General features: G+C 75.0%; 13 protein-coding genes. 3 read left to right on the top strand and 10 right to left on the bottom strand.

Translation table 11 applies throughout. The annotated features are described in order from the left end of the window. Positions 1-122: 122 nt before the first annotated feature. A complete protein-coding gene (locus tag ACWIX6_RS04535; protein WP_448615651.1) occupies positions 123-458 on the top strand; it encodes a YnfA family protein in 336 nt (111 codons plus the stop codon). Positions 459-618: 160 nt separating this feature from the next. Here the strand turns inward: ACWIX6_RS04535 and ACWIX6_RS04530 are convergent, their stop codons facing one another. The 7 genes from ACWIX6_RS04530 to ACWIX6_RS04500 form a co-directional block, all read right to left on the bottom strand. Beyond that, positions 619-2,931, bottom strand: coding sequence for a heavy metal translocating P-type ATPase (locus ACWIX6_RS04530; protein ID WP_448615650.1), 2,313 nt, complete (start codon positions 2,929-2,931; stop codon positions 619-621). Positions 2,932-2,976: 45 nt separating this feature from the next. After that, positions 2,977-3,963 (bottom strand): hypothetical protein, encoded by a 987-nt coding sequence (locus ACWIX6_RS04525; RefSeq protein ID WP_448615649.1) that lies wholly within the window; start codon positions 3,961-3,963, stop codon positions 2,977-2,979. A gap of 16 nt (positions 3,964-3,979) precedes the next feature. Then, positions 3,980-4,261: a metal-sensitive transcriptional regulator gene (locus ACWIX6_RS04520; protein ID WP_448615648.1), complete on the bottom strand. Its 282-nt coding sequence runs from the start codon at positions 4,259-4,261 to the stop codon at positions 3,980-3,982. A 107-nt stretch (positions 4,262-4,368) separates the two neighbouring features. After that, entirely contained in the window at positions 4,369-4,578 is a 210-nt protein-coding gene (locus tag ACWIX6_RS04515) for a heavy-metal-associated domain-containing protein (protein WP_448615647.1), read from the bottom strand. A 728-nt stretch (positions 4,579-5,306) separates the two neighbouring features. After that, positions 5,307-6,461, bottom strand: a complete 1,155-nt coding sequence (locus ACWIX6_RS04510) for an acyl-CoA dehydrogenase family protein (RefSeq protein WP_448615646.1) — start codon at positions 6,459-6,461, stop codon at positions 5,307-5,309. A gap of 53 nt (positions 6,462-6,514) precedes the next feature. After that, positions 6,515-7,018: a 5-(carboxyamino)imidazole ribonucleotide mutase gene (purE, locus tag ACWIX6_RS04505; RefSeq protein ID WP_448615645.1), complete on the bottom strand. Its 504-nt coding sequence runs from the start codon at positions 7,016-7,018 to the stop codon at positions 6,515-6,517. Next, complete coding sequence (locus ACWIX6_RS04500) at positions 7,011-8,249, bottom strand: 5-(carboxyamino)imidazole ribonucleotide synthase (protein ID WP_448615644.1); 1,239 nt, start codon at positions 8,247-8,249, stop codon at positions 7,011-7,013. Before ACWIX6_RS04500 ends, purE begins: the two co-directional genes overlap by 8 nt. Before the next feature lie 66 nt (positions 8,250-8,315). Here ACWIX6_RS04500 and ACWIX6_RS04495 point away from each other — a divergent pair, with 66 nt between their 5' ends. Together ACWIX6_RS04495 and ACWIX6_RS04490 are read left to right on the top strand one after the other, a co-directional pair. Next, on the top strand, positions 8,316-8,840 hold the full coding sequence (locus ACWIX6_RS04495) for a GtrA family protein (protein WP_448615643.1): 525 nt from the start codon (positions 8,316-8,318) through the stop codon (positions 8,838-8,840). 197 nt (positions 8,841-9,037) lie between these two features. After that, complete coding sequence (locus ACWIX6_RS04490; RefSeq protein WP_448615642.1) at positions 9,038-10,603, top strand: acyltransferase family protein; 1,566 nt, start codon at positions 9,038-9,040, stop codon at positions 10,601-10,603. 99 nt (positions 10,604-10,702) lie between these two features. Here the strand turns inward: ACWIX6_RS04490 and ACWIX6_RS04485 are convergent, their stop codons facing one another. From ACWIX6_RS04485 to ACWIX6_RS04475, 3 genes are all read right to left on the bottom strand, one after another. Beyond that, a complete protein-coding gene (locus tag ACWIX6_RS04485; RefSeq protein ID WP_448615641.1) occupies positions 10,703-13,663 on the bottom strand; it encodes an AAA family ATPase in 2,961 nt (986 codons plus the stop codon). Continuing rightward, the gene (locus ACWIX6_RS04480) at positions 13,660-14,808 is read right to left on the bottom strand and encodes an exonuclease SbcCD subunit D (protein ID WP_448615640.1); all 1,149 of its coding nucleotides are present in this window, start codon (positions 14,806-14,808) and stop codon (positions 13,660-13,662) included. The genes ACWIX6_RS04485 and ACWIX6_RS04480 overlap by 4 nt, the downstream gene beginning before the upstream one ends. A 78-nt stretch (positions 14,809-14,886) precedes the next feature. Further along, complete coding sequence (locus ACWIX6_RS04475; RefSeq protein WP_448615639.1) at positions 14,887-15,444, bottom strand: PH domain-containing protein; 558 nt, start codon at positions 15,442-15,444, stop codon at positions 14,887-14,889. Positions 15,445-15,476: the final 32 nt, after the last annotated feature.

Here is a 15,476-nt window from a genome sequence, read left to right as displayed (position 1 = left end):
ACCGGCGGCGTGCCGTGTCGCCGTCGGCCCGCACGCGTCCGGCCAGCCGCCGGGACGGGGGTCCGGTGCGACCGACATCGTCACCCGCGGCGACGAGGGCGCGGGCTGGCACGCTCGGGGGCATGACAGTCGCGCGGTCCGTCCTGTTGTTCGTGCTCGCGGCGGTCGCGGAGATCGGCGGCGCGTGGCTGGTCTGGCAAGGCGTGCGGGAGCACCGCGGCTGGCTGTGGACCGGCCTGGGGGTGCTGGCGCTGGGTGCGTACGGGTTCGTCGCGACACTGCAGCCCGACGCGGACTTCGGCCGCATCCTGGCCGCCTACGGTGGCGTGTTCGTCGTCGGCTCGCTCCTGTGGGGCATGGTCGCCGACGGCTTCCGGCCCGACCGCTACGACGTCACCGGGGTGGTCCTCTGCCTGGTCGGCGTCGCGGTCATCATGTACGCGCCCCGGGCGGCGTAGCGCGGCCCGCAGGCCACCGCACGGGTGACCACGCTGGGTGCGGGGTGCCGTGGACATGCGGGAACTCCCGCGAGTCAGGGAGGCGGCGGCCCGGCACGTGGGCCGGCCTGCCGTGCGGTGTCGTGCGGTGTCGTGCGGAGGCGGGTGTGGCGGCGCGGTGTCAGTGCGCCGCGGCAGTTGCCGGGCGGCGGGCGCTGCGGAAGCGGCGCAGCCGCAGGCTGTTGGCGACGACGAACACCGAGGAGAACGCCATCGCCGCGCCGGCGAGCATCGGGTTGAGCAGGCCGGCAGCGGCCAGCGGCAGGGCCGCGACGTTGTAGGCGAAGGCCCAGAACAGATTGCCCTTGATCGTGCCCAGCGTCCTGCGGGACAGCCGGATGGCATCGGCGGCGGCCCGCAGGTCGCCGCGGACCAGGGTGAGGTCGCTGGCCTCGATCGCGACGTCGGTGCCGGTGCCCATCGCCAAGCCCAGGTCGGCCTGAGCCAGCGCGGCAGCGTCGTTGACGCCGTCGCCGACCATCGCCACGACCTTGCCCTCGCTCTGCAGCCGGCGGACGACGTCGACCTTGCCGGCGGGCAGCACCTCGGCGATGACCTCGTCGATGCCCACCTGGGCCGCGACGGAGCGGGCCACGGTGGCGTTGTCGCCGGTCAGCAGGACCGGGGTCAGGCCCAGGTCGCGCAGCCGGCCGATCGCCTCGGCGGAGGTGTCCTTGACCGCGTCGGCGACCACGAGGACGGCGCGCGCGGCGCCGTCCCAGCCGACCGCGACCGCGGTCTTGCCCTCGGTCTCGGCCGCGGCCTTCGCCTGCTCCAGCTCCGGTGTCAGCCGGAGCGACCAGTCCTCGAGGAGGCGGGTGCGGCCGACGGTCACGGCGTGCCCGTCGACGACGCCCTGGACGCCGAGGCCCTCGACGTTGCTGAACCCCTCGACCGGCGGCAGGTCGCCGATGGCCTCGGTGGCGGCGGTGGCGATCGCCCGGGCGACGGGGTGCTCGGAGGCGTTCTCCACGGCGCCGGCCAGCCGCAGCGCCTGCGCCCGGTTCTCGCCGGCGGCGGGGACGACGTCGAGCAGGGTCATCCGGCCGGTGGTGACGGTGCCGGTCTTGTCGAGGACGACGGTGTCGACCCGGCGGGTGCTCTCCAGCACCTCGGGACCCTTGATCAGGATGCCCAGCTGGGCGCCGCGGCCGGTGCCGACCATGAGCGCGGTCGGTGTGGCCAGCCCGAGCGCGCACGGGCAGGCGATGATCAGGACGGCAACGGCGGCGGTGAACGCCGCGCCGGCTCCGCCGCCGGTCCCGAGCCAGAAGCCGAGGGTGCCGACGGCGAGGGCGATGACGATCGGGACGAACACGCCGGAGATGCGGTCGGCGAGGCGCTGCACCTGGGCCTTGCCGTTCTGGGCGTCCTCGACCAGCCGGGCCATCTGCGCCAGCTGGGTGTCGGCGCCGATGCGGGTGGCGCGGACGACCAGCCGGCCGCCGGCGTTGACGGTGGCGCCGACGACCGTGTCGCCGGGGCCGACCTCGACCGGCACGGACTCGCCGGTGAGCATGGAGGCGTCCACGGCCGAGGAGCCCTCGGTGACCAGGCCGTCGGTGGCGACCTTCTCGCCGGGGCGGACGACGAACACGTCACCGACCGTCAGCTGGCCGATGCCGATGCGCTGCTCGCGGCCGCCGCGCAGGACCGAGACCTCCTTCGCCCCCAGCTCGAGCAGGGCGCGCAGGGCGGCGCCGGCGCGGCGCTTGGAGCGGGCCTCGAAGTAGCGCCCGGCGAGGATGAACGTGGTGACCCCGGCGGCGGCCTCGAGGTAGATGTTCGCCGCGCCGTCGGTGCGGGCGACGGTCAGCCCGAACGGGTGCGTCATGCCCGGCTCCCCGGCGGTGCCGACGAACAGGGCGTACAGCGACCAGGCCAGCGCCGAGATGGTGCCCATCGAGATGAGCGTGTCCATCGTCGAGGCGCCGTGGCGCAGGTTGGTCCAGGCCGCCTTGTGGAACGGCCACGCACCCCACACCACCACCGGCGCAGCCAGCGTGAGCGACGCCCACTGCCAGTAGGTGAACTGCAGCGCGGGGACCATCGCCATCGCCACCACCGGAACGGTCAACAGCGCGGAGACGAGCAGCCGCTGCCGCAGGCCGGCAACGTGGTCGTCGACTCCCGAGGTCCCCGACTGCTCGCCGTCCGGCGCGGCTTTCGGCGGCTCGGGCAGCGCCGCGGTGTACCCGGTCTTCTCCACCGTCGCGATGAGATCGGCGGGCGTGACGTCGCCGGTGAAGCTGACCTTCGCCTTCTCGGTGGCGTAGTTGACCGTGGCGGTGACGCCGTCGAGGCGGTTGAGCTTCTTCTCGATGCGCGCCGCGCAGGAGGCGCAGGTCATCCCGCCGATCGTCAGCTCGACCTGGCTACTGGAACCGGGGGCGCCGGCAGGCAGCGGGGTGGTGGTCGGTGTCGCTGAGCTCATCGTCTTCTTCCTCGGAGCGTGCTCGTGGTGCGGAGGGGATCTGCGTCAGGGGTGCGCGTGGCCGTCGTCGCCGTGCCCGTCCGCATCGCCGACGGCCGGGGACCCGGTGCCGGTCGGCGTGGTGCCGGGATCGCCGGCACGGACGGTGAACTCGGCGGTGCGCACGACGTCGCCGTGCTGGAAGTCCAGGAACAGGCGGTAGTCACCAGCCGACGGCGCGGTCGCGTAGAAGGTGATGTCCGGGCCGGCAGCGGTCACGCCGTCACCGGGCTCGCCGGCGGGGTGAACGTGCAGGTAGGCGAGGTCGCCGTCGCGCAGCGCCACCAGGTGCCCGTAGGCGGCGAGGTAGGGCTGGAGATCGGTGACCGGCTCCCCGTCCCGGCTGACCGACAGGGTCAGCTCGGACTCCTGCCCCGGGACCAGCTCACCGTCGAGGGTGACGTCGTACCCGTCGACCTCGGACGTGGTGGACGGCTCGGGCAGCGGCTGCGGGGCGTAGTCGCCGGCGACGGCGACGTCGGCGCCCAGGACGAGCGCAGGGGCGTCGCCGGCGGGGTCGAAGTCGGCGAACAGCCGCCAGGTGCCGGCCGTCAGATCCAGCGGGATCGACCAGGTGCCGTCGAGCGCCAGCTCGGGGTGCACATGCTGGTAGCCGGTCAGGTCCCGGCGCACGGCGATCAGGTGCAGGTCCTCGTCGTGCGCGGTGTCGTAGGCGGTGACCGGGCGCCCGTCGGGGCCGAGGATCCGGAAGGACACGGGCGTGGCTTCCCCGGCCGGCAGGGAGCCGGGGACGTCGAGGGTGTAGCCGTCCTGGGAGATCTGCAGGCCGCCGGGCAGGTGGTCGGCGCGTGCCTGCGATGCGCTGGTGTTCATCGGGGACTCCATCTGCGTCTGGGTGTGCGTCTGGGTGTGGGCGGCGGCGTCCTGCGCCGGTCCGCCGATGGGTCCGGTCAGCGAGCCGATGCCGGCAGCCGCACCGAAGACGGCGACCAATCCGAGCGCGTAGGCGCCGAGGCGGGTGGGGGTGTTCATGACAGGCCTTCCTGCGTCAGGAGCGGACGAGGCGGGCGATCGCCTCGGAGGCCTCGCGGACCTTCGCCTCGGCCTCCGGTCCGCCCTTCTGCGCGGCGTCGACCACGCAGCCGGCCCGGTGCTCGTCGAGCAGGCCGAGGGAGAACGACTGCAGGGCGCGGGTCGCCGCGGACACCTGGGTGAGGATGTCGATGCAGTACTGGTCGTCCTCGACCATGCGCTGCAGCCCGCGGATCTGGCCCTCGATGCGGCGCAGCCGCTCGAGGTGCTCGTCCTTCGCTTGGGTGTAGCCGGCCACGTCGTCCTCCTCGGACAGTCAGCTGGTGCGGTGGGTGCGGTGTCGCCGGCGGGGTGGGACGGAGCGCCGGGTCCGGCGGAGAGCCGGCGCTCCGCTCCGGACTCCGATCAGGCGGGCACGACCTCGTAGCCGGCCTCGTCGACCGCCGCGGCAACGGCGTCGCCGGACACCGGCTGGTCGGTCTCGACGGTCACCCGGCCGGCGGTCACATCGACCTGCACGCCGGTGACACCGGGGATCTTCGAGACCTCCTCGGTCACCGCGCCGGCGCAGTGCCCGCAGGTCATGCCGTGAACGGCGTAGTCGGTGGTGCTCACGGGCGTTCTCCTCTCAGGCGGGGCTGATACCCCCTAGCGGTATGCAGTACAAGATATACCCCCGGGGGGTACCTTTCGCAAGCAGGTGTGTGGTGACCGCAGTTCCCCCTGCCGCCGGGCAAGATCAGCGATGCCCTGGGCTTCGGGGGCGGACTGCCGTTTGATCCGCCACCGCTACCCGCCGGCGTGACGCATCTGTGGCTGGCTCCGCACTTCAGCCGACGGGTGCTGGTCGGTACGGCCGCCGGCTGGACCGAGCACCATCCCCACGACGACCGAGGAGGCAGGCTCGTACCCGGCCGGGACGTACGTCAGGAGGTCGGCCGCATCACCATCGCCGGGTCACGGCTCGACCTCCGACTGGGGCTGCTCTGCCACCGACTCGACAAGGGCACCCCGTTCGAGGTGACCCGCTGGAGCACCGGGACGCCCGGCGAGCGGCTGAGTTCGACGTCGCTCCGCGCGTCGTCGAGGTCGACCAGCGTGCGCCGACCAGCCCACGCAGCGGCCGCGTCGGTGACGTCCTGACCGAGGCCGGGGCCGTGACACAGCTGAGCCTCCCGGGGGCTCAGACCGCCGGAATGCGTCACACAGGCGTCGCACCGGCGGCGCCGGGCGGTTCCGTCGGGTGCCGGGATCACCCCGGCATGTGGTCGTCCGAGCGACCGGCACCGGCGTCCCCACAGCAGCCCATCATGGCGTGACCTGCAGGAACGCCGGTCGACGTCCTACTTCAGGAGACTCCGTGCGATCACCATGCGCTGGACCTGGTTGGTGCCCTCGTAGATCTGGGTGATCTTGGCGTCGCGCATCATCCGCTCCACCGGGAAGTCCTGGGTGTAGCCGGCCCCGCCGAACAGCTGCACGGCGTCCGTGGTCACCTGCATGGCGACGTCGGAGGCGAAGGCCTTGGCCGAGGCGGAGACCCGGGTGACGTCGGGGCGGCCGGCCTCGCCGGCGGCCGCGGCGACGTACACCAGCTGCCGGGCGGCGTCGATCCGCATGTGCATGTCGGCCAGCATGAACTGCACGCCCTGGAAGTCCGCGACCCTGGACCCGAACTGGCGGCGCTCCTTGGTGTAGGCCACCGCCGCGTCCAGCGCGCCCTGGGCGATGCCCACGGCCTGCGCGCCGATCGTCGGCCGGGTGTGGTCCAGGGTGCGCAGCGCGGTGGTGAAACCGGTGCCGGGCTCCCCGATGATCCGGTCCGCGGGGATGGTGCAGTCGGTGAAGTACAGCTCGCAGGTGGGCGAGCCCTTGATGCCCATCTTGCGTTCCTTGGGGCCGACGGCGAAGCCCGGGTCGTCACGGTGCACCACGAAGGCGGAGATGCCCCTGGCGCCGCGCTCCGGGTCGGTGACGGCCATGACGGTGTACCAGTCGGAGATCCCGGCGTTGGTGATCCACGCCTTGGTGCCGTTGAGCACCCAGGTGTCCCCGTCGCGGCGGGCCCGGGTGCGCATGGCGGCGGCGTCCGAGCCGGCCTCCCGCTCGGAGAGGCCGTAGCTGATCATCGACTGGCCCGAGGCGATCGAGGGCAGCACACGCTGCTTCAGCTCCTCGGACGCCGACAGCACGATCGGCGTCGAGCCGAGCTTGTTGACCGCCGGGATCAGCGACGCGGTCGCGTCGACCCGGGCGACCTCCTCGATCACGATGCAGGTCGCGATGGCGTCGGCGCCCTCGCCGCCGTACGCCTCGGGGAGGTGGGTGGCGTGGAACCCGGCGGTGGTCAGCGCCTTGCGCGCCTCCTCCGGGAACCGGGCGTCGGCGTCGACCTCGGCGGCGTACGGGCCGATCTCGCGCTCGGCGATGTCCCGGACGGCCTCCCGGATCGCCTCGTGCTCCTCGGTCAGCGCGTAGCAGCCAACGTTGTTACCCACGAGTAGAGCGTAGGGCCGCAGCGCGCCCGGCTCAACGACCTCCTCCCCGCGGGTCAGTCCCCGGCGAGGCGCTCCTGCAGCTGCGCGTCCCGCGCCAGGACGCCGTCGGCCAGCTCGGCCTGGAACCGGACGACCGCGGCGCGCAGCCGGTCGTCCCCGGCGGCCAGGACCCGGACGGCGAGGAGCCCGGCGTTGCGGCCCCCACCGATGGAGACGGTCGCGACCGGCACGCCGGCGGGCATCTGCACGATGGACAGCAGGCTGTCCAGGCCGTCGAGCCGGTCCAGCGGCCGGGGGACGCCGATGACCGGCAGCGGCGTGGCCGCGGCGACCATGCCGGGGAGGTGGGCCGCTCCCCCGGCGCCGGCGATCACCACCCGCAGACCGCGGTCGGCGGCGGTCTCGGCGTAGTCGAGCATCCGGCGGGGGGTGCGGTGGGCGGAGACGACGTGCACCTCGTACGGGACGTCGAACTCGGCCAGCGCCTCGGCGGCGGGCTCCATCATCGGCCAGTCCGAGTCGCTGCCCATCACGATGCCGACGACCGGGTCAGTCATGCCGGGCTCCTCCGTGCTCCTCGCCCGAGGCCTCGTCGCCGAACGCGAACGCCTCGTCGACGACCCCGTCGGCCAGGTAGCGGGCGGCAGCCACGGCGCGGGCACGCACCTCGGTCAGGTCGGCACCGAGTGCGGTCACGTGGCCGAGCTTGCGGCCGCGCCGCTGACCCTTGCCGTACCAGTGCAGCTTGACGTCGGGCCAGTGCGCCATGAAGTGGTGCACCCGCTCGTCCAGGGCCGGCCCGGCCCAGTCCGGCTCGGCCGCCGCACCGCCGAGCACGTTGGCCATCACCGCGACCGGCGCGGTCATCTCCGTGGAGCCCAGCGGGTAGTCCAGGACGGCGCGCAGGTGCTGCTCGAACTGGCTGGTCCGGGAGCCCTCGATCGTCCAGTGGCCGGAGTTGTGCGGGCGCATGGCCAGCTCGTTGACCACGATGCCGCCGGCGGTCTGGAAGAGCTCGACGGCCAGCATGCCCACCACGCCCAGCCGGTCGGCGATCCGGACGGCGAGCTCCTGGGCCGTGGTGGCCAGCTCCTCGTCCAGGCCGGGCGCGGGGGCGAGCACCTCGTTGCAGACGCCGTCCCGCTGAACGGTCTCGACCACCGGCCACACGGCGACCTGGCCGAACGGGGAGCGGGCGACCTGGGCGGCGAGCTCGCGGACCATGTCCACCCGCTCCTCGGCCAGCAGGGTGCCGTGCCGCTCGATCAGGGCGGCGGCCTGAGCCTCGTCGTCCACCACGAAGACACCCTTGCCGTCGTAGCCGCCGCGGGGGGTCTTCAGCACCACCGGCCAGCCGTTCCCGGCTGCGAACGCCGCGACGTCGGCGGCGGTGTCCGCCTGCGCCCAGGCCGGTTGCGGCTCCCCGGCGGCGGCCAGGGCGCGGCGCAGGACGAGCTTGTCCTGGGCGTGCACCAGCGCCTCCGGCCCGGGGGCGACCCGGTGCCCGGCGTCGACCAGCGCCTGCAGGTGCCCGGTGGGCACGTGCTCGTGGTCGAAGGTGACCACGGTCGCGCCCTCGGCGAGCCGCTGAAGGTCGGCGAGCTCCCGGTGGTCGCCCAGCCGGACGTCGGCGGCGACGAGGGCCGCGGACTCGTCCGGGCCGGCGGACAGCACCCGCAGCGACTGGCCCAGGGCGACGGCGGCCTGGTGCGTCATCCGGGCGAGCTGCCCTCCGCCGACCATCGCGACGACCGGCATCCCGGTGCGCGCGTCGAGGGGGTCGGCCATGGCACCGACAGGTTAGCGGGCCGCCCCTGCGCGCCCGGGTGGCGGAGGCTCCCTACAGTCGTGGGCATGCCGTTCCTCGAGGCCCTCCGCCGGCGTCTGGGCGGCAGCGTGGGGCAGCTGGTCAGGGAACTGGGCGCCTTCGGCGTGGTCGGCGGCGTGGCCTTCGTGATCGACGTGAGCCTGTTCCAGCTCTGCTACGCGCACCTGGGCACCGGCGCGGTCACCGCCAAGCTGCTGGCCACCCTGGCGTCGATGACGGTCGCCTACCTGGGACACCGCTACTGGTCGTTCGCGCACCGCAACCGGGACGGCGTCCGGCGGGAGTACCTGTTCTTCTGCCTGGTGAACGGGCTGGCGCTGCTGGTGGGGCTGGGCATCGTGGCGTTCGTCCGCTACCCCCTGGGGCAGGAGAGCGCCCTGGTGCTGCAGCTGGCCAACCTCGTCTCGATCGCGATCGGCACGGTGATCCGCTACCTGCTGTACCGGCGCTGGGTGTTCAACGCCCCGCGGACAGCCCCGGTGGCCGCCTCGCAGCCGGGGTCCCCGCCGGTTCCCCGCGCCGCGGTGGACGGCGCCGTCCGGGGCAGCTGAACCGCCTGCGCAGGCCCCGCCGGAGGGGGCGGTGGGCCACCCGGTGCCTCGTGTGTCGGGTGTGATCGCGATCGTTGGCGAGTCCTGGACCGCTGGGTACCGTCGAGTCGACCCCGGGGGGCGGTGAGCCCGTCAGGCAGCGAGCGCGTCCCTGCGCCGGCCATTGCGGGTCGACGCGTTCAGGAGGATGCCGACCCGTGCCTGCACCCACGCTCCCGAAGGTCGCCCCGCCCCGGTTGGGGATGCTCGACGCGCTCCGCTTCATCGCCGCCTTCGCCGTCGTGGCCTTCCACTACACGGCCCGGGTGAACCCGGGCTGGGGCGGCGCGCCGCCGGTGGAGCTGGCCGAGCTGGGCCGCTGGACCTCCTACGGCCGGCTCGGGGTGCCGCTGTTCTTCGTGATCAGCGGCTTCGTGCTGCTGATGTCGGCGTGGGGCAAGGACGTGCCGTCCTTCGTCGCCTCGCGGATCGGACGGCTGTTCCCCGCCTACTGGCTGGCCGTCGTGCTGAGTGCGGGCCTGGTCCTCTTCCTGTGGCCGGAGAACCCGGTGTTCTTCGGGCACACGGTCACCAAGGCCGGTGCGGCGTTGAACCTGACGATGATCCAGTCGGCGTTCGGGGTCGCCGACGTCGACGGCCCCTACTGGACGCTCTGGTACGAGGCCCGGTTCTACCTGCTCATCGCGGTGTTCATGCTGGTCGGCATCAACCGGCGCCGGGTGCTGGCGTTCTGCGCCCTGTGGCCGGTGGTGGGCGCGATGGCCTCCGCCTCCGGGAACGGGTTCCTGGTCACCCTGCTGATGCCGGACTACGCACCCTTCTTCGCCGGCGGGATGCTGCTGTACCTGCTGTACCGCGACGGCCACGACCTCGGCACCTGGCTGCTGGTCGGGTTCCAGGTCCTCATCGCGGTCAACTTCACGATGGCCGTCTACCCGCAGATCCTCACCATCGAGACGCCCTGGGTGCCCTCGAACATCGTGATCGGCGCGGCCACGCTGGCCTGCTTCGGGCTGGTGGCGCTGGTGACCCTGACCCGGGTCAACCGCTGGCACGCCCGGTGGATGGTCTTCGCCGGCGCGCTGACCTACCCGGTCTACCTGCTGCACGAGAACCTGGGCTGGTACCTGTTCCACCTCTACGGCGACGTGCTGGGCCCGTGGGCGGTCCTCGGCGTCGCGACGGCGAGCACGCTGCTGGCCGCCACGGCCGTCCACTACGCCGTCGAGCGCCCCTTCGGGCCGCGGCTGCGGCGGGCGACGCTGACGGCGATCCGTCGGACCCTCGACCGGGACGAGGTGACGTCCACCGGGCGGCACCACGCCGTCCGCCCGTCCGGGTCGGCGGCCGCGCCGTCCGTGACCGCCGTGTCCGTCAGCGCGCTGTCCGGGGCCGCCCCCGCCGCCGCTGTCCCCTCCGCCGCGCCCGGCGCCTCGGTGACGGCGCCCGCCGCCTCCGACGCCGCGACCCCTGCCGCCGCGACCCCCGCCGCCGCGACCCCCGCCGCCGCGACCCCCGCCGCCGCGGTCCCTGCCGCCGCGTCCTCCGAGGTGGCCGACCCCTCTCCCGGCGCCTCGGTGCCGGCCGGTGCGGTGCACCACCGCTCCCGGTCGCTGTCCGGGTCCGGGCACGGCCCCCGCGGACACGCGGGGCTCGGACCGGCCACCGCCGGGCACCGCGCGGTCCGTCCCGGTGACGCCGCCGGCGACGGGCGGGACCCGGTGGCCGCCGGAGCCCGGTCGCGGGCACCCGAGCAGCCCTGAGCGACGGGCGCCGGACCGCCCGGCGGCACCTCACCGACGGCTGACCGACGTCAGGCGGGCCGGTCGGTTTCCCCGGCCGGCGGACGGACGGCCGATCGGTCAGGCGGCGAGCCGTGAGCCGTGCCGCCCGGCGAGCACCTCGATCCGGCTGCCGATGCGGGTGCGCAGCTCCTCGACGTGGCTGATCAGCCCGACGGTGCGACCGCCGCGGCGGAGCTCGTCGAGGACGGTCATCACGGCGTCCAGCGCCTGCGGGTCCAGCGTCCCGAAGCCCTCGTCGACGAACAGGGTGTCCAGCCGGACGCCACCGCTCTCCGCGGTGACGACGTCGGCCAGCCCCAGCGCGAGGGCCAGCGAGGCCATGAAGCTCTCCCCGCCGGACAGCGTCTTGGTGGGTCGGCGGACCCCGGTGTACTCGTCCAGCACGTCCAGGCCGAGCCCGCCGCGGGCGCCGTGCCGACCCTGGGCGTCGCTGTGCACGAACGTGTACCGACCGCCGGACATGTGCCGCAGCCGACGGCTCGCCACCCCCGCGACCTCCTCCAGCCGCGCGGCCAGCACGAAGGACTGGAGCCGCATCCTCAGCTGGTTGGAGCCCCGGCCGTTGACCAGGTCGGCCAGCGCGGCGACCTGCTCGGACCAGGCCCGGCGGTCGTCCAGCTCGAGGTCGACAGCGGTGACCTCACCGGCCAGCGTCTCCAGCGCCTCCGCGCACCGCTCGGCCTGCTCGGCCTGGGTGACGGCGGCCTCCCGGGCGGCGGTCGCCTCCCGGCAGCCTCCCTGGACGGCGTCCAGGTCCGGGCGCGGCCCCAGGTCGGCGAGCTCCGGTTCGGCCAGGGTGGCGCTCACCGCGACCAGCTGGTGGTCGTGCTCCTCCACCTGCCGGGCGAGCGCGGCGAGGCGGCTCCGGTCGAGCAGGGCGGCGGCGGCGTCGAGCACGTCGTCGAATCCGCCTTCGGCCGCCCGCTGCTCGGCGGCCCGGCGGGACTCGTCCGCGGCCACGCGGGCGCGGAGCTCGGCACCGGAGGCGTCCACCAGCGTCTCGCAGCGCTCGGCCTCGACCACCAGGCGGGAGATCCGGGTGTCCAGGTCCGGGTCTCCGCCGCACGCCGCGTCGAGGCGGGCCTGGACCTCGGCCCGGGCCGCGGTGGTCGCGGCCGCCTCGGCGCGGGCACCCTCCAGCCGTTCCCGGTCCTCGGCGAGCTGACCCTGGGTGCGGTCGCGCCGAGTGGCGAGCTCCGCCTGGTGCGCGCGCGCCTCCGCGAGCCCGCCGGCGAGCTCGGCCGCGGCCGTCTCCTCGGCCCGGGCGGTCCGGAGCTGCTCCCGCAGCTCGGCAGGCGGGACCTCGCCGGCGCGCGCCCGGTGGCCGGCCAGGGCCTGCTGCAGCTCCTCGCGGGCGGCGCGCGCGGTGGTGACCCGCGCCTCGGCGAGCTCGACGACCTCGCGGGCGGCGTCCTCGTCCGCGGCGGTGACGACCGGCCCGTCGGCGGTGGCCGGACGCGGGTGCTCGGTCGCTCCGCAGACCGGGCAGTCGGCGCCGTCGCGCAGCTGCGTCGCGAGCTCGGCCGCCATCCCGTCGAGCCGGGCGGCCCGCAGCCGGGCCAGTTCCTCCCGGGCGTCGAGCCAGGCGTCCCGGGCGTCCTGCTCGGCCTCCCGGCCGGCCGTGACCCGGTCGACGAGGACCGCCGCGGCCTCGGCGGCCTCGAGGGCCGACCGGAGACCGGCGGCGACGGCGGCCAGCGCGGGCAGCCGGACCGTGGCCTCCTGCGCCGCCGCGACCACCGCGTCCTGGGCGGCGAGCCGCACGGGCCAGCCGGCCAGCTCGTCCTCCTCCTCCCGCACCCGCGTCCCCAGCTCGGCGACCGTGCGCGCCAGCCGGTCACTCCGGCGGCGCAGGTCGTCGGCGCGGTCGACGTCGGGCAACAGTGACCGGGCCGCGGCCGCCGCGTCGCGCAGCTCCCGGGCGACGACCGTGGTGGCCTCCCGCCCGGCGGCGACCTCGGCCCAGTCCCGTTCGGCCCCACGCAGTGCGCCGGCGGCCGCCTCGGCTGCGAGCGCGTTCCGGCCGGCCGTCTCCAGGGCGTCGCGCAGCGGCTCGGCCCGCCGGCCGGCGTCCAGCAGCGCCCGGACGTCGGCCAGTTCGGTCTCCGCCGCGGTGAGCCGTTCCAGCTCCCGCCGGGCGCGCTCGCGCCGCAGGTGCCGGTCGGCCAGCGCGCGGGCCGCGGCCAGCGCACGGTCCTGCTCGGCCACCCGCTCGGCCGCCCGCTCCGCGGCGGCGCAGGCCGCCGCCCGCCGCTCGCCGGCCAGCGACCGGACGCGGGCCACCCACGGGCCCACCCGGCTCCCGGCGGCGGCGCCGACGAGCTCCGGGGCGAGGTCCTCGGGGACCTCGACGTCGGCGACCTGGGCGACCCGGGCGATCAGCGTGCTCATCCGGACACGGACCGCCTCCAGCTCGGCGCGCGCGGCCTGACGCTCGCCGGCCAGCCACTCCTCGGCGCGGGCGAACCGGCCGACGTCGAACAGGGTGCGCAGCAACCGGGCCCGGTCCTCCGGCTCCGCGCGCAGGAACCGGGCGAAGTCGCCCTGGGGCAGCAGGACCACCTGGCAGAACTGCTCGGCGGACAGCCCCAGCCGGGTGCGCAGGTGCTCGGAGCCCTCGTCGATGCGGGTGCTGACCGGTTCCCAGCCGCCGGCGGTCTCCCGCTGGACGGTGAGCTTGGCCTGCTCGGTCGTCCAGCCGGTGCCGCGCAGCTTGGGCCGCTGCTGCTCGGGTCGCCGGACGACCAGCAGCCGCTCGCCGCCCAGGGTCAGCTCGCACCGCACCTCGGTGCGCACGCCCGAGCCGGCGTGGTCGCTGCGCAGCCGGCGCTCCTCGCCGCGGGCGCCGGGCACGGTGCCGTAGAGCGCGAAGACCACGGCGTCCAGCAGGGTCGTCTTCCCCGCCCCGGTCGGGCCCCACAGCAGGAAGAGCCCGTCCCGGCCCACCTCGTCGAAGTCGACGGTCACCGTCTCGGCGAACGGCCCGAACGCGGTGACCTCCAGCCGGTGCACCCTCACCGGGCGGCCTCCTCGCGGCCGGCGGTGAGCAGGGCCCGGCCCAGCAGCTCGCGCTCGGCCTCGCTGGCCTCCTGGCCGCGGACGTGCTGGACGAACTCCCCGGCGACCTGCAGGTCGCTGCGGCCGGCCAGCCGCTCGGTGTAGCTGCGACCGTCGGACCCGGCGGCCCCGCCGGTCCACTCCAGGTGGACGCAGTGCGGGAAGCGGGCCTGCAGCGTGCGCATCGGGTCTCCGGGCCGGACCGGGTCGGTCAGCCGCACGGACACGAAGTGGTCCTCGACGCCGGCGTACGCCGGGTCGACGAGCAGGGTGGCCAGCTCACCGGTCAGCACGCTGAGCCGCCGGGAGGCCGGCAGCGGGACGGCGTGCACCCCGGCCAGCCCGTCGGCGTCCAGGTCGACCAGCCAGGCCTGCTTCTCGTGGCCGGCCTCGCCGAAGGAGTAGGCCAGCGGCGAGCCGCTGTAGCGGACCCGGGGGCTGAGCGTCTGCGGCCGGTGCAGGTGGCCGAGCGCGACGTAGTCGACCCCGTCGAACACCGCGGCCGGCACCAGGTCGACCCCGCCGACGCAGATGTCCCGCTCGCTGTCGCTGGGCAGCCCTCCGCCGACGAAGGCGTGGGCCAGCACCACCGAGCGGGTGCGCGGCCGGAGGAAGAGGTCGGCGCGCACCCGGTCCATGGCCGCGCCGAGCACGGCCTCGTGGCTGCGGCCCTCGGTCAGCCCGAGCTCGTGCCGGGCGATGTCGGGCTCCAGGTACGGCAGGCCGTAGACCGCGACGTCACCGTGCTCGTCGGCGAGCAGCACCGGCTCGTCCAGCGCGGGCGTCGAGGCGCGGACGTGCACCCCGCTGACCGCCAGCAGCCCGGAGGCGAAACCGAGCCGGCGGGCCGAGTCGTGGTTGCCCGGGGTGAGCACGACGTGGGCGCCGGCGGACCGCAGCCGGGTGAGCACCCGGTCCAGCACGCCGGTCGCGTCGGCCGAGGGCACCGCCCGGTCGTACACGTCCCCGGCGACCAGCACGACGTCGACGGACTCGGCGGCCACCACGTCGGCCAGGCCGCCCAGCACCGCCTCCTGCTCGGCGAGCAGGTCGGTGCCGTGCAGGGACCGGCCGAGGTGCCAGTCCGACGTGTGCAGCAGCCGCATGCCGCGGACGTTAGGTGGGGTCACCGACAGAACCGGCCAGGCACGCCGTGACGGACCGGTCACAGGGCCGGTCGCCGGTCACACGAAGGGGCGGGTGTCCCAGGCGAACTGCTCGGTGCGGGAGCCGGTGGCGGGCTGCGCCCGGCGCTCGGCGTCCTCCTCGACCAGCTCGCTGAGCAGCTGCTGGACCCCGTCGCTGTCCGGGATGGCGGTGAGCACGGTGGGCCCGCCCTCCCCGGCCGTCTCGAGGGTCACCGTGCCGGAACCCACGACCCGGTCCCACAGTGTCTGCCGGTAGGAGACGTCGGTGATCCGGGACAGCCCGACGTCCCGGCCGGTGCAGGTGAACACGCCCACCCGGTACAGCACCCGGTGGGTGGTGAGCACGTAGTGGGTGGTGCGCCGGCGCAGCAGCGGGACGGCGACCCGGACGACGGCCAGGACGAGTGCGGCGCCCACCACGACCAGCCGCCACAGCCCCTGCCCCGGGCCGGCCGGGACGAGCGCCGTCCCGAAGGAGGCGACACCGACGAGGAGCAGGAAGGTGACGACCGGCCAGAACACCGTCCGCCAGTGCGGGTGCAGGTGCCGCACCACCTCTTCGTCCTCGCCGAGGACCTTGTCCGGGTACGCCACCCCGGCAGGATGACTCGCTGCGACGACGCGGT

It is taken from the genome of Modestobacter sp. URMC 112 (assembly GCF_053502575.1).
This window is presented reverse-complemented; position numbering and strand designations above follow the sequence as displayed.